Genomic DNA, 15504 nt, shown 5'->3' on the forward strand with positions numbered 1-15504 from the left:
GACTAATCAAATATATGTACGATTTTGAAACAACCTTGTACGAAATCGAACATCTTTATTTATACTATTTTCTCTAGATTATCCCCTTTTACTAAGCTTCCGTATATTCATCAATAATTTCCATTCTACCACAAACCCCTACTATACTGAAACTTAACCTTAAAATTAGATTAATTTGTTCTACAAATGTATATGAATTCTTGATGAAACAAACACCACTTTCCATGCCACAAGGCTTAATGCCTTATAATCAAGTTCATTACAAAAACGGCATTCTTTTTGGTCGTTTGAAGCCAACTTAATAACCGTACGTTTTCGAACAATTTATCACAGGTTGTTGGCAATTTATGGTATATTTAATAGCGAAAAACTCAATGCGATGACAAAAAAATCAGGACGTATACTTGCAATAGATGATAATGCAGACATATTATTTGCACTCAAACTACTTCTTAAGCCTCATGTTGAGAGCATAACTACCTCAACCGATCCTAATAAAATTCCGGCCTTAATGGCTGATGAGTCGTTTGACGTAGTGCTCTTGGATATGAACTTTACAAAAGACGCTATTAGTGGTCAGGAGGGTTTTCAGTGGCTGGAGAAGATCCTGGAAATAGATCCTTCTGCAGTGGTCCTTTTTATTACAGCCTACGGCGATGTGGAAAAATCAGTAAAAGCTATCAGAGCTGGTGCCACTGATTTTATTCTGAAACCCTGGCAGAACGAGAAACTACTGGCTACCGTCAATTCGGCCATTCAATTGCGTCAATCACGTAATGAAGTAAAAGACCTAAAAAGCAAGCAACAAGAGATTAACACAATACTTGATCAGCCATTTGCCGATTTCATAGGTATATCACCTGGTATGCAAAACGTGTTCAACACCATTAAAAAGGTAGCAGCCACCGATGCCAATGTGCTGATTCTAGGTGAAAACGGAACAGGCAAAGAACTTGTAGCTCGGGCACTTCACCGCAATTCGCTGCGTAATAACGAAAGCTTTATAAGCGTTGACCTGGGTGCCTTAAGCGAGTCGCTTTTTGAAAGTGAATTATTCGGACATGTAAAGGGCGCATTTACCGATGCCAAAGCCGACCGCCCCGGACGATTTGAGCTAGCTTCCGGAGGTACCATATTCCTCGATGAGATTGGCAACCTTTCCCTCCCATTGCAGGCCAAGCTACTAACAGTACTAGAAAGACGGGAGGTAACACGTGTGGGTGCCAACAAGCCGAAACCTATCGACATTCGCTTAATTTGTGCCACCAACATGAACCTGAAGCAAATGGCTATGGAAGACAGCTATCGTCAGGATTTAATTTATCGAATTAATACAGTAGAAATCGAGCTACCTCCTCTGCGCGAGCGTCCTGAAGACATTCCGGTATTAGCAGACCATTTCCTAAAAATATTCTCGAAGAAGTATAAAAAGAAGATCAATAAACTTCCTGCAAAGGTTATTAAAAAGCTCACCAACTACCCATGGCCAGGTAATGTGCGTGAGTTTCAACACATTCTTGAACGCACCGTTATTATGAGCGAATCCCCCAACCTGGAAGAATCCGACTTTCAACTATCCTCGCTTCCTACAAGCTCTGAGGGATTTGAGTTTGACACTTATAACCTAGAGGATATTGAGAAACAAATTATCGAGAAAGTGTTACGTATGAACAGAGGAAATGTATCAAAAGCAGCAGCCGATTTAGGCCTGACCAGAACATCACTGTATCGAAGACTAGAAAAGCATGGTTTATAATAACTTCAGAATAAACTTCATTGTAAGGACCTTGCTATTGGCAGGGTCTATTTTTGCGTTCTTCTACTTGTTTTTCAATACAGAGCTAACCATGACGCTCGTTTTGGTAGGTCTGCTCATTGCCTTTCAAATCTTTGCAATGATCCATTATGTTGATCGCACCAATCGTGTATTGAATAACTTCCTGGAATCGATTCGTTACTCTGATTTTACACGCACATTCCAGGTCGAAAGCCTTGACTCATCGTTTGACAAACTTAAAAAGTCGTTTAATGAAGTAATTAAGGATTTTCAGGAGGTGAGGGCCGAGAAAGAAGAAAACTACTACTACCTGCAAACCGTTATTCAGCACATTGGCATTTCGTTAATTGCCTACAGTAAAGACGGAAAAGTGGAGTTGATTAACAATGCCACCAAGAAACTTTTTCAGGTGCGCTCACTTAACAACATACAAGCCTTAAATGACTTCAGCCCAGAGCTTGTAACAAAGCTACTTAGCATCCGACATGGCGAAAACACTTTGATTCGTGTTCAGGAGAAAGATGAACTCTTACAATTGGCCATCTATGCTACCGAGTTTAAGATTCACAACCGCACCATTCTTTTAACCTCTATAAAGAACATTCAGGATGAGCTTGAAGAGAAAGAAATGGAATCGTGGCAAAAACTGATTCGTGTGCTGACCCATGAGATTATGAACTCCATCACACCTATTTCATCCCTTTCTTCAACCATTACAATGATCCTGAAAGACTTATCAGATAGCCTTAAGGAGAAAAATATTGCCAGTGAAGACATTGAAACCATTGAAGAAGTTGAGGGAGCATTACAAACCATACATAAACGAACGGATGGCCTGCTTCACTTTGTAAATACCTATAGAGATTTAACTAAAATACCTACGCCAACTTTCTCGATATTCCCCATTAGCAAATTATTCCTGAATATTAAAGGTTTATTGAGTGAGGAAATGAAAGCAAAAGGCATCAATTGTAAGATTAATATCGAACCCAACTCATTGGAGTTATCAGCCGATGAAAAGCTGATTGAGCAAGTGATTATTAATTTAGTCAAAAACGCCATGCAAGCACTTGAAACAAAGCCTGAACCGGAGATTCAGCTCAATGCCTTCTTAAATAAAAGAGGCCGCATTACCATCCAGGTCATTGATAACGGGCAAGGCATTCTTCCTAACGTACTTGATAAGATATTTATTCCATTCTTCACCACCAAACCACAAGGTTCGGGTATTGGGCTTAGCTTATCCAAGCAGATATTACGTCTGCACGGTGGCAATATATCGGCGTATTCAGAGCCGGACACAATGACGAAATTCACGCTTACTTTCTAAAAAAAGAGCGGTGCTGTTTGATTCAGCACCGCTTCTTCATTGAATATTTTCTTTCTTATTCCGCCTTCATCCTATTAAACATCACAGCCAGATGGGCATATAACGACGTATTCTGAACAACCACATCTTCATCTACTTTGATCCTCACCGGTGTAAAGTTCCATAACGCCCTTATACCAACTTCCACAAGTTTATTAGCCACATCCTGAGCTTTATCAACAGGGACCGTTAGTATACCAATCTTGGCAGTTCCTTCGTGCATCTTAGACAACTCTTCAAAATGATAGATGGGTACGCCTTCGATAGTTTTGCCAACCACCTCAGGATCTACATCAAATGCAGCCACAACCTTTAAACCAAACTGCTTTAAACCATGATCATGCAACAATGCTTTACCCAGGCTTCCAACTCCAAAAAGATATGCTTCGTCAACAACTGTAAAACCTAAGAAATCCTCCAATACTTCGATTAAAGGCTCAACTTCATAACCCACACGGGTTTTACCAACTATACTGGTATATGATAGGTCTTTAGTAACCTGGGTGGGATCAACCCCCATGTCTCTGGCGATTAAGGTTGATGATATGTGTTTTAGTCCTTCCTTTTGTGCTAGCTTTAAATAAGCCAAATAACAAGGCATGCGTCGAAGCGCTGGCTCCGGTACCAGGTTATTTTTTTTACGATTTGTTAGCGGCATGGTGATTTTTTCAACTATTTAACAATCCTACAAAAATAATTAAGTTTTTGAATGATAAGCCTCTTCAGCTATTAAAATTGTCAAGACAAATATCATTTATACACCTAATAAGGGCTACGATAGTAACAAAATCAATCCAGATCCTTACACTAAGACGCCATCTTTTTTAGATCTTTTTCTAATAACCCGTCTCTATTTTTCGCATTAACCATATGGTAATCAAAGTAATAAAAAGTTGAACTATCCGCGCCGATTAATATCTTATAACACCGTGCTTTATACTTAGTGCCTTCGGGCCCCACCTTATGCATAAACACCACCTTGCTATCTCTTCTTTCAATGGCTGCCTCAACTTCATCCTGGCTTACAATTTTCACATCGTACGGATAGACACCCTTTATCTTTCCTATGGAATTAACCTCTGCTGTTAAATCTTCTTTTACCAGATACAGAGTTTTTCCATTCAATGACTTAACATTATTGTTATAATACTTAAATGCATTGGCTTTAATCAATTCAGGACGTTCGTTCATCAACGTTACATGATCCTGAATAAAACGAATAAATGCTTCTAATTTATAGGCATAGCTTGTATCCTCTACCCGCAGGTATGAAAGTGGCAAAGAACACAAATCGGGTAAGTCTCTAACCTGAGTGTCTGATTCACCCAGCAATAAACTTAAGAAATTATAACGTGCTTTGGTTTTATCAACATCAAAAGTTGCAACAGTAGTAAGCAGGAATGAATAGGCCGGATCATTGCGTTTATCTTCAAATTCGGCATTAGAAATAAATTCAAATTCGGTGAGAGTCCAAACCGACTCCATCACCTCTTTAATCTTAAAATTAAAATCACTCATCGGATTTACATCCATCACCACCAGTGTTTTGGTGTTTAAAAAAGCTTTATACTCCTCTTTGGTCGGTAAGTGATCCTTGGCGAACATTACAGAGCTCAAAAGCAGAGTACAGATTGAAATCAATATCGTCTTCATCATTTTTTTGTTTTTGTGTTCATACGCGTTTCCACCCTTAAACGGTTACATCAATTTGCATATATTTGTTCATTATTAAAAAACAGTTATTGATGCGTGAAAATAAGTTATTCGCTTATTTTTGTTTAACCAACAATTAAAATACATCATAAACAAGCAGATAAACCAAAACATTAAGACATCTTTAGAAGTTTTAATAAAGAGAGCGAAGGATTGAGGAGGATTGGCTAAAGCACGTTACACAGCAAATTTAAGAACAGATGAAACTACTAAATACTTTTCTCAACTTGTTTAAAATGGATAACAAGGATAAGGTTGATGACGAAGAACAAAATTCATTATTAATCAACAACCTTATTAACTTCTTTCTATTCTGTATCGTTTTTATAGAAGGCATGATTAGCCTGCGCAATGAAAATAACTTTTATGCATTCCCGCTATTAACACTGAGTCTTGTATTTGCTTTCCACTTTGTATACCTCACGCGGAACTCTAAAGCAAGAGGTATGCAGAATTCATTGTTCTTTTTCTCAAGCATCACATTTCTGTATTTTGTTGTTTTTGGCAGCAGTACAGGTATTGATATAATCTGGTCGGCATTATTCCCTCCATTTATCATTTCACTGATGGGCATGAAAAGAGGCTCATTTCTTTCGATGCTTTTCCTGACAATTATAGCTGCTGTTGTATTACTGGTTAATGAGTTTGGAATAATCGCTTACTCAAAACAATATACGTTGGTTGAAAAGGTGGTATTTCTGGCATTCTATTTAATTTTCTTCATTACCACCTATGCCATCCATTACACCTATACAGAGATTATCCTCAGAAAAGAACGACGGGTACTTGACTCTCAAAACTTTAATAAAACACAGGAAGAACTGATTTCAAAATTATCACACCAAATCAGAACACCTTTGAGTAACATCACTGGCATCATCGACATTCTGGAGAAAACAAATTTAAGTGACGACCAGCGCGATTACATTAACACGATACATGCGTCCTCAAACAACCTGGTGAATGTTGTTAACAACATGGTAGCCGCATCAACCACCAACTTTAACCAAATACCAACAGAGGAAGTCAGCTTCAACTTATATTCCACAATTAACAACACCATAAAACTGTTTCAGGACGATCAGGAAAAGAAAAAATTCAGTCTCTCATTATCAGCCGACATACCCAACAACCTAATTGGCAATAGCATAAAGATTAAACAAGTATTCCTAAATTTACTCAACAGCCTGCTGAAATACAATAAATCGGAGCTCAAAACTATTACTATTGAAGTAACTCGTAAGGAGTTGTTACCAGATAAAATTACACTGGCATTTCGAATAATCAGCAATACAGTTGTTCCCATTCCTAAATCGGAATTAGGAGAAAATGCCATCCATTCTTCAGATGTCATTCACCTTAATCGCTCTAAATACATTAACCTGCTTGATTTGGGCATTACTCAAAAAATCATCGAGATGGACGGTAACTCCATCGAGATTATTCCGGATTCGGTAAATACCACTATTGAATTCTCGGCCACATTTAAAGAAAATAAGAAGAGCCAATCGATAGAGAGCATTAAACCGCCAACCAAGCAATCTGAAAACTATTTCAAGCCGGTAGTAGACATTGCCGATGCCAACATTTTGCTGGTAGAAGACAACTTTAGCAATCAGCAAATCATCATCTTGTACATCAAAGATGAAGTTAAAAAGATAGAAGTAGCATTTAATGGCAAAGAAGCCCTGGATAAGTTCGGAAAGGTGAAATATGACTTAATTCTGATGGACGTTCAGATGCCCATAATGGACGGGTTCAAAGCCACTGAAAAAATTAGACAAATAGAAAAAAGCACTGGTACGCATACGCCTATTATAGCTGTTACTGCCAACGCATTCCCCGAAGATAAAGAAAAATGTCTGGCATCAGGTATGGATGATTATATCAGTAAGCCTTTCCAACCGGAAGATTTAATAAGGAAAATTAAGAAGCATCTTAGCTAACAAAACAACTCATTATTTACAATTTAACAGTTGAAAAGCAGACTTGATAATCGATAATACTATTTTATCAACTATCTCTTACCGATTGATACTATTCGTTCTCATTGGGTTAAAAAAAGTCAACTCACTGTTAATTACTGTTAAACACTCTTGATATTACCACATTGCCTTGTATGTTTGTAAATTAAGAGTGATAAGCAGAAAAAGATGAATGAAATGAAGAAAGAGACAGACATAACCTTAAAATTAAAACGCAAAATTTTAATCTATTCAATTATTGAAGTAGCGTTAATTATTGCTTTGCTTGGCTTTATTATGTTTTTGATCTTTGTTTTGATGAGCTAAGCTCATAAACAAAGTGTAATGACCTTATCAGCCAGCACCTGCCCCTCCATCATTGTAATAAGCCGCCACTCACCGGCTTTATCATCATACGGCTCCCATACCGTATCACCCAGAAAAAACTCATAATCGTTTGAATTGACGTAATACTCGCCCACAAATGGGGGTTCGGTTTCTCCTTTAGTATTTTTAAATGGTGGGTGTTCTATTCTAAAGTCCACTTTTTTACCCTTAGCTCCTTTAATTTTAAGCACATAGCCAAATTCCAGATCGGGTCTTATTTGCACTCTATCAGTAATTTTCAGCAACTTAGGTAAGGCTTTTGATTGGCGCTCCCAGCTGCTATATTCTCCATAACTATATAGTTCCCAGCTTATTTTCTTCTTAGCCATAGATGCAACAATTAACTTTCGAGGGAATACCTGATTTGATCAAGCATAAGCGGGATATCGCCAGAATCAATGCCATGCTTTTTGAGGTAAGGCACATCCTCCTTAAATGTTTCAATAAATGCTTCCAGCGAATGCCCGGGAAGTTGAATACTTTTCTGATAATACGATAGCGCTTCTTTCCGTTTCCTGGTGCACCAAAGGGTGTGACCAAGGTTAATCAGATCATGCTTATTTTTCTCTGCTACAATCAACTGGTGATAGTACTTTTCAGCCTGGTCAAATTTACCTTCCACAAACGAACACCAGGCAATTGGGCGTCCTACCTTATTATTACCCGGATCGAGGTATTCAACCTTAAAGAAATATTTCAGAGCTTCTGAGAAATTCTCCAATTCGAGCAAACAATGGCCAATTGATACCTGTGTGTGGAGATTATCAGGCCCCAGTTTTTCAGCTTCTTTATAATATTCAAGCGCCTTCTGAGGGTTTTTAAGATGACGGTAACACAGGGCTATTTTCTTTTTATTCCACATACTACTGCCTGCTGTTAAATCGGCTTTCAGGTAATAGTTAAGAGCTTGTTGGTAATTACCCAGCTGCTGATGACAGTAGGCAATCTTCTGTATCACATCAGTTGCCTCCTCATGTCTATCATTTACAATTACAAATATTTCAAGCGCATCTTCCAGGTAGTTCTTTTTAAAAAAGTACTCCCCAATTTCGCGCAACGATGTTGAATCGTCCATTAACTGATTGAAAAACCAACGATTATGAAAATCCATTTTCTGGTCGAACACATCAACAAACTGATGTTTCTGCGGGTGAACCTTCAGCAATCGATATAAATCCTGAATAAACTGATTGCTGGCTACCAGCTTCTGCTGATTAGCCTGTAATACCTTTTCATCCTTCTCCAGTTCAACCATCTGCTCTATTTCAGCCGAAAACATTTGCCCCATCATCTCTTTTTGCATTCCCGGCATGTGAGGTATGCTAAGTATTAGCGAATATTTATCGGAATTACACAAGAATCGAGACGATGCCAGACCATCTAACAGGCTCTCGTTATTAAAAACGGCATCCTCTTTAAAAAGTGCTTGTTGCACGTCAGGATGTGACGGATAAAATGGCAGAAGCCAATTGGAAATTTCATTAAAGAAAGAAAAATGCTTGAGATGCTTAAAAGTTGATAAAAATACATCCGCACCTTCCATCTGCCATTGGGTTAGTTCCTCCATCTTATTCAACAGATTTGGCGAATCTTTAATTACATCCTCCCAATCAGGGTTTTTTCCTTCACCCAGACTGTCACTAATCAGGTTATCCAAATCCAGTTTGTCGTTCAGTTTTGGATGCATTTTAACAACCTCTGGCAAAATCTCGTCATTCAATTTTTGTGAGATGCGCTCTGTTTCGCGTGTTCGAATCAATTGAATGGCAACACTCTGGATCAGGGTCTGATAACCACCTTCTTCAATCATCATAAACAGTTGCGTATACAATTCCGGGTACAAAGGCAGGCGGGCATCGTATTTATTGAGGGCTAACAGAAGCGCTGTGATGGCGCGAGCATTTACTTCATCATCAGGGTGATTACTCAATTCAATTAACAGATGCATGTAATCATATGAAAACGCATTCATCAATGACAAATGAATTGCACCAATAAGCATTGACTTATAATACACCGGCAATGTACTTTTCACTAATAAGCCCTTTAGCAATGATTTATTAGCACTTCCTATTGCCGAAGATGCCCAAACCAGATTAAAAAGCTCATTCATGAGCTTCCTTAGTTCAGGGTGATGTTCGGCAGAAGCATCAACCACCTTTTGTAGTTCAATACTGCTCCATGTGGCTGAAATTTCATTGATGATTTTTTGAAAGCTTTGCTCATCATACTTCTTGTGATACTCGTAAATCAGCTCATTAGAATATTTAAGCAAAAGAGCTTCCCTGACTTTATCGGCCAACTGATAAACATCCCGAATCAAATGATTGTAAATCTTCTGACGTTCAGGATCTGATATACCCTCAACGGTATATTTCAGAATATTTTTATAGGTAAACTCGATGTTATAGTGTTCATCAATTAAGTTACTGTTCTGCGACTCAACAGCCATGCCACGCAAAATATCGAGGCAATCCTTAATATTTTTTTGTGCCAACAGCTGACAAACTGAATTATGCTGCACTTTTATTTCTTTCACATTCATCATAGCTTATCTATTTAGCCGATTCAAATTTCAAAATTACATCAAAACCCGATGATTTGGAAGCACCTCCCTGCAAACGGAAGAACAATAATTTACTCACCTCGTATTCAAGCGTAATTGATTCAGGGGTTATTTCATCATCCTCAGTCTCACCAAAACCACGTTGATAAATAACAAACAGGTCATTGGTAATATACTTCCCAACCACAAAGGCTGCACTGGTCCAGTTTTCGGTGGCATTCACCTCAATCATATCCAGCTTAAGTCTCTGGCCAATGGTTGAGTTAAGTGATGAAGTCACCATATTTGCCAACATATTGGAACCAACTGAGCCAATAATGCCATTCTGTCCTGAATAGCTCAACTCATCCATTGTTTTACCAAACACCATAATTGAAACGGCATCTGATTCAGTTATGGAATTATCATCCAGAGTAAAAGCAATGGTTGGCTCGGAAAGCTGCTCACTCACAATAAGCTTTAGTGAGTGTTTTTCTCTATCTCCACCCCGGAACACATATTCTGCACTTATATCAAGTCTTGGATCAGCCTTTTGTCCTCCCATAAAGGTGATGACACCTTCATTAATATTAAATTTACGTCCGTATAGGATATAGTTGCCTCGTATGATATCGACATCGCCGAATAACTCAAAATAATCACCCGTTTTAGCAATATCAAAATCTCCTCCAATTTCAATATTCATATTTTCACCCTTCAACCAGGTACTTCTGGGAATCTCAATGGTCATTCGCCCACGCAACTGCTTTAGAAGTGGTGAATTCTTACTTTTTTCATCCGTTTCACGCTCTACCCGAATGGTATCATCTTCTTGCAAGGCCTGCACCAAAAGCGGCAAATCTTTCATTTGATTTTGCTTGTTGTCGGCATCCATCAAGCCAGGTATATTGAAGGTTGAGCGATTTACTAAAACTTTACCTCCAAATTGTGGGTTACCCAATGAATCTGTTTTATAATAAGGATTACCACTAATGTTAATATCATAATTTTTGTGGGCTAGCACATGAAAATTTCGCATGTCAGTCATCAGATCGGCTGCAATCACCTTCCCAGAAACTATCGTTGAATCAAATAGCAAGTTACCATTGCTTTTAAAGTATCCTTTATCAGCACCAACATATAACGAATCGACCGATAAGGCGGCCCCTTTGAAGTTGAACTTCCCGGCAACCCCTTTGTAGTATAAACCTTTCTCATGACTTGTTATATACCCGTCCTTCATGTTAATCTGTCCATAAAATTGGGGTTTAGTCAGCTCCCCTCTTCCATTCACAACCCCACTAAACTCAACTCCAGCCTTGGTATGACCAGATTCGGCATTTTTGGGTGTATCAAACCTCAAAGCATTAACCACAACCTTTGCATCGAAAGTATTAGCCGGTTCAAGGAAATAACCTTTGACAGAATCCACACCAAACACAAGCGGAATGGCAAGTTGAGCATGCAAAGCGCTATCAAGCTGAGGCAACCAGGCATTGACCTTAACCGTATCGGTATCGTAATGAACTTGCCCTTCTGCATCCGGCAAAAGGATTTGCCCAATTTTAGGCGATTCCAGATCATACTCAGCACTTAAATGTAGGCCGCCGGCTTGTTGCTCCTCCAAAACGGCATGAATGGACAACAATCCATCGATGGTATCGTCACTGGCTACAAACCTATTAAGTGGTAGCAGATTTAATTTACAGACCATCAACTCAAAATCAGTGCTATCCACAGTACTTAGGATACCTCTGGCATTTACATAAAAAGAACTGTCAACCTCATCTTTAATCTCTAAATTATCAACACGCAATGTTTTTCCATAGAGCTGCATACTCTGTAATGTGTCCGTCAGGTAATAGGTAGCTATTGGCAAACTAAGTCTAGCTTGGTCAATCCTCAAGCTCACGGTATCCTCCAATATCAGATTAGATTCTATATTACCATCAAGGTAATCCTGGTTGTTAAAGTAGATGGAAGAGTGCAAATGGTTATTGTTAAAGGTGTAATAGGTCGTTAATGAATCCAAATACATAGCGCCGCTTTCTACATTCCTGATATTAATCGTTCCGGACGAAGTAATTGAATCAGCCTTATATGCGCCACTAAATGTTGCATTGACAGACTCACTCAACAATTCCTGGTAAGCAATATCCGCAAAGTCAACTTCACCTTGATAGTTAAATAAGTCTGGATACCCATCCAACTGAATCATGGCTGTCCCCCGAGAGAATGTGACTGGAGGCACACCAAACTGTTGCAAGGATTTCAGGCTACTCGTTTCAATACCAACGTGAGCTTTAAATGCTCTGTCTGATAATTTAAATTGTCCGTTGACACCAACCCTATTGTCATCAGTCACTAAAATGCATGTATCTATCTGCAAAAGACTATCGACTAACTCCGATCGCATAAAAACAGAATCAATAGGATAATCAAACACCTTGCTTTGCGACAGATCGGCTTCGGCATTAAAGTGGCGGGGCTCACTTAAAATATTAGTCCCGGCAATTGCAATGCGACCATTGATAATGGTATTTTCCATATTGGGTTCAATGGCCTCCACATCAAGATTGTTAGTATTAAAGTTAGCAGTGTAGTGAGGAGTTTTATATAAATCCTTGATTATTAACTGTCCTTGACTTCGGCTCTTGTTATACACTATCAGCACATTTGCATCAATACGATTGCTCTTCTGGCGAGCATTGATGAATAATGTATCGGTTACAGTTCCGTTATAGGTTGATGTATTTAGACGAGCCTTAAGATTTAGTTCTTTCTTATAGTCTAAAAGATCAACTCCATCAACAGCGACTGAACCATTCAAATGCGAGTTTGTCGCCTTTATATCCAACCACTCTTCCGGAACAAACTGATTGAATGCCAGCCTGAGATCATAACCCACATTGCTTCTCTTTTGAAATATAGCTTCCGGAAGTGCCTTAATGATACCATTCAACCTTACCGATTTGCGTCCATTTTCAAGACGAATTATACAATCTGTATTATCTTTTTGGGCGGACAGCCTTACATTCATCTTTGGAACCGTGCGCAAAGGCAGTTGTGGCAGAAACCGCTTTACCTCATCGCTATTGATAGGTCCACCAGTTAGAGCAATATCAAAATCATCGGCTGCCAGGTAATGTCCTTGCCCGTGCAATAATGATTGTGCACTCTGCAGTAAAAGACTATCTACCCGAATAGCATTTCCTTGCTTACGCATCTGCACAAAGCCCTTGTTGAGCTGGAATTTTGGCTCCAACATTTCAAAAGTCAATTCGTTAGCCCTGACTGCCACATCCTTATGGGCAATAGAAGTATTGCCTGCTAATGTAAGGTCTGACAATCTCAGAGAAGCCTGTCCATACTTAACCTGCAAACTACCCTTGCCGTCAATAAGTGCAATATTATCAGCATCAATCTTCCAGGAGAAGTCGGATGACGTCTTTTTTTCCTTGGTTTGCATTGGATCAAAAACATATGCCACATGCAATGTAGAACTGTCTTTATACCACAAGTTGAAGTACGGTGAATACACCAGTAGTGAATCAATAAGCACCTGCTTTTTAATAAGATGGCTCAATTGATACTTTATACTTATCGAATCGATGGCAAAAACAACAGAGTCTCCCTCAACCAATGCAAGATCAGAAAGAAACAATGAATTGTATAAGTTTCCACTCAACTCACCTAGTTTCAATTCTCCATTAAGTCGAGCATTCACCAGCTGTAAAGCTTTCTCCTTAGCAATATTTCGAAACAGGCTGGTTTGTGTAAAAGCGATCAACAGCACCACCAACAGCAACAATGCACTGATAAAATTAGTCGTGTATCTTAGCGCTTTTTTAACCATTATCAGAAAGGGTTTCCTATATTAAAGTGAATCTGCCAGGTATTATTCTTCTCAAAAACAGGGCGAGCAAAATCAAGTCCTACCGGACCTATTGGTGTTTTAAATCGTATACCAAACCCAGCAGAGTAATGTAAATCATTAAGTCGATAATCAAAAGAATTCTGCCAAACATTACCTGCATCACCAAATAATACCAACACTATTTTGGGAGAAATCAAGTATCGCCATTCAGCACTTCCTTCAAGCAAACTATTACCACCTAAAGGTTGGCCATTGTCATCTTTGGGCCCCAACTGCGCTCTTGACCACCCCCTTACCGAATAGCCTCCACCAGCATAAAAACGCTCCTCAACAGGCACTAAATCATCGCTTCGCGACATAAAAGCCAAACCCATTTTTCCTTTGAAGGCCAAAGTCACTCCCTGCGATATGCCAAGGTATTTCTTGTATTCAACCAAGCTGCGGTAAAAAGGCACCGACTCCTCAATAATTGTTCCATTACGCTTGATATTTACTGCCAATGAATAGCCGGTTACCGGATCTAACCTGGGTGTGCCGTTTGAAAACACAAACCCAATAGCCACCCCCGATTTACTATAGCTAGAGGATTGATTATACTGTGTGTCTCGCGCCTGAGAGGTCACCAAAACAGAGTCGGAATTAACCTCCTCCAAATAAAAATTAACAGAAGAGTTGAAGCGTTCGGTAAAATGCTGCAATAGAGTCAGGTTTAAACCCTGCCTGGTTACTCTATATGCTGGCTCATGCTGCTTCATGAAGTAGGGGTTAATATTCAATGAATTAAATGAAAAAATGACGGCTGGCTGAATAAAATTAAGCTGAAAGTTGTAGGGCTCAAGCGCAGAATGCTTTGCAAACAAGTTAACGCGCCCTGTTTTAGTGATGACACTTAAGTATTGCACATCGCCAAACACCCTGAATTTATCTTCGCTACCATAACCTACACCAAATCTCGAAGTCAGCCGGGGCGCCTCCTTAAGTACCACCAATGTCGATAAAGTATCTGGTTTATCATCTGTAATTAGCGTTTTTATGGAGGCCACCCTGAACATTCCCAGATTGTAAATCTGCTTTTGCGATTCATCAATTTCGTATTTCGACCAAACATCACCTGGTTCAAATTGCAATTGTTTGACAATATTTTTAGTAGGTACGCGTTCATTTCCTTCAACAGCAATATCACCAAAGTAGGTCAACTTATCCTTCTTTATTATCCACTTTAAGTAGGCCTCATTCTTCAGTGTGTCAACCGTTAACTTATGGTTCACTCGTGCATAGGCATATCCCATATTATTCAGTTCCTCGTTAATAAAGGCTTGATCGGCAAAAAACCAATCATCCCTAAAGGGCTTATTAACCTTCAATTGTGATTGTAAACGTATTTTGCGCTGGGTTTTCTTACTAAAGAATTGCTGGAAACTATCAATTGAATCAACCGTATAGGTCACTTTCTCAAGTTTAACGGGCTCTCCTTCGTTAATATTATAGGTGATTTTAACCCGCTTGCCAGGCGTTACTTTTATCTTAGGCTCATCAAATGTGACATTTAAGAAACCTTCTTTTTGATAGGCATATTTAATCCTTTCCTTATTATCTTCATACAAAGGCATGGTAAACCTATCAGCCTCTCTATTAAAAAAACGCTCCCCGTTTTTGCCAGATGTCTTTATGGTCAGCTCTTCCTCGAGACGTGACGAGCGTATTGCGCTATTACCTTTGAACGAGACCTTTTTAACTTTAAGAAGCTCTTGCCCATAAATACTACATGAGGCTACATAAAGAAATATGAGTGTTACAAGAGTTTTCAATAAAAACGAATATTATTTAAAGCTAAAATATACTCTTTCAGACTTGCTTTATGAACAAGCAATT

The 15504-nt window shown here is 38.9% G+C and carries 9 protein-coding genes; 3 read left to right on the plus strand and 6 right to left on the minus strand.

The window, feature by feature from the left end:
- Positions 1-379 precede the first annotated feature (379 nt).
- Together KDU71_RS14415 and KDU71_RS14420 are read left to right on the plus strand one after the other, a co-directional pair.
- A complete protein-coding gene (locus KDU71_RS14415) occupies positions 380-1756 on the plus strand; it encodes a sigma-54-dependent transcriptional regulator (RefSeq protein WP_212191794.1) in 1377 nt (458 codons plus the stop codon).
- Positions 1746-3107 carry a sensor histidine kinase gene (locus KDU71_RS14420; RefSeq protein WP_212191795.1) on the plus strand — a complete coding sequence of 454 codons (1362 nt, stop codon included), beginning with the start codon at positions 1746-1748 and terminating at the stop codon, positions 3105-3107. Before KDU71_RS14415 ends, KDU71_RS14420 begins: the two co-directional genes overlap by 11 nt.
- A 55-nt stretch (positions 3108-3162) precedes the next feature.
- On the opposite strand, the gene KDU71_RS14425 is transcribed toward KDU71_RS14420, so the two are convergent.
- Together KDU71_RS14425 and KDU71_RS14430 are read right to left on the minus strand one after the other, a co-directional pair.
- On the minus strand, positions 3163-3804 hold the full coding sequence (locus KDU71_RS14425; protein ID WP_212191796.1) for a redox-sensing transcriptional repressor Rex: 642 nt from the start codon (positions 3802-3804) through the stop codon (positions 3163-3165).
- 149 nt (positions 3805-3953) lie between these two features.
- A complete protein-coding gene (locus KDU71_RS14430) occupies positions 3954-4802 on the minus strand; it encodes a hypothetical protein (protein ID WP_244828501.1) in 849 nt (282 codons plus the stop codon).
- A gap of 257 nt (positions 4803-5059) precedes the next feature.
- Between KDU71_RS14430 and KDU71_RS14435 the strand changes: the two genes are divergently transcribed.
- Positions 5060-6805, plus strand: a complete 1746-nt coding sequence (locus tag KDU71_RS14435) for a response regulator (protein WP_244828503.1) — start codon at positions 5060-5062, stop codon at positions 6803-6805.
- A 347-nt stretch (positions 6806-7152) separates the two neighbouring features.
- On the opposite strand, the gene KDU71_RS14440 is transcribed toward KDU71_RS14435, so the two are convergent.
- Genes KDU71_RS14440 through KDU71_RS14455 form a run of 4 tightly spaced genes read right to left on the minus strand, consistent with a single transcriptional unit; the run spans position 7153 to position 15440 of the window.
- Entirely contained in the window at positions 7153-7539 is a 387-nt protein-coding gene (locus tag KDU71_RS14440; RefSeq protein ID WP_212191797.1) for a DUF3859 domain-containing protein, read from the minus strand.
- A gap of 11 nt (positions 7540-7550) precedes the next feature.
- Positions 7551-9758 carry a tetratricopeptide repeat protein gene (locus KDU71_RS14445; protein WP_212191798.1) on the minus strand — a complete coding sequence of 736 codons (2208 nt, stop codon included), beginning with the start codon at positions 9756-9758 and terminating at the stop codon, positions 7551-7553.
- A 7-nt stretch (positions 9759-9765) separates the two neighbouring features.
- Positions 9766-13611, minus strand: a complete 3846-nt coding sequence (locus tag KDU71_RS14450) for a translocation/assembly module TamB domain-containing protein (RefSeq protein WP_212191799.1) — start codon at positions 13609-13611, stop codon at positions 9766-9768.
- 2 nt (positions 13612-13613) lie between these two features.
- Complete coding sequence (locus KDU71_RS14455) at positions 13614-15440, minus strand: BamA/OMP85 family outer membrane protein (RefSeq protein ID WP_212191800.1); 1827 nt, start codon at positions 15438-15440, stop codon at positions 13614-13616.
- Between the last annotated feature and the right edge of the window lie 64 nt (positions 15441-15504).

The organism is Carboxylicivirga sediminis, assembly GCF_018156225.1.
In the GTDB taxonomy this organism is placed as follows: domain Bacteria; phylum Bacteroidota; class Bacteroidia; order Bacteroidales; family Marinilabiliaceae; genus Carboxylicivirga; species Carboxylicivirga sediminis.

What these genes read in the sequence shown, in the direction of transcription:
- KDU71_RS14415 (WP_212191794.1), top strand. Translation starts at nt 380, where the DNA reads ATGACAAAAAAATCAGGACGTATACTTGCAATAGATGATAATGCAGAC.
- KDU71_RS14420 (WP_212191795.1), top strand. Translation starts at nt 1,746, where the DNA reads ATGGTTTATAATAACTTCAGAATAAACTTCATTGTAAGGACCTTGCTA.
- KDU71_RS14425 (WP_212191796.1), bottom strand. Translation starts at nt 3,804, where the DNA reads ATGCCGCTAACAAATCGTAAAAAAAATAACCTGGTACCGGAGCCAGCG.
- KDU71_RS14430 (WP_244828501.1), bottom strand. Translation starts at nt 4,802, where the DNA reads ATGATGAAGACGATATTGATTTCAATCTGTACTCTGCTTTTGAGCTCT.
- KDU71_RS14435 (WP_244828503.1), top strand. Translation starts at nt 5,060, where the DNA reads ATGAAACTACTAAATACTTTTCTCAACTTGTTTAAAATGGATAACAAG.
- KDU71_RS14440 (WP_212191797.1), bottom strand. Translation starts at nt 7,539, where the DNA reads ATGGCTAAGAAGAAAATAAGCTGGGAACTATATAGTTATGGAGAATAT.
- KDU71_RS14445 (WP_212191798.1), bottom strand. Translation starts at nt 9,758, where the DNA reads ATGATGAATGTGAAAGAAATAAAAGTGCAGCATAATTCAGTTTGTCAG.
- KDU71_RS14450 (WP_212191799.1), bottom strand. Translation starts at nt 13,611, where the DNA reads ATGGTTAAAAAAGCGCTAAGATACACGACTAATTTTATCAGTGCATTG.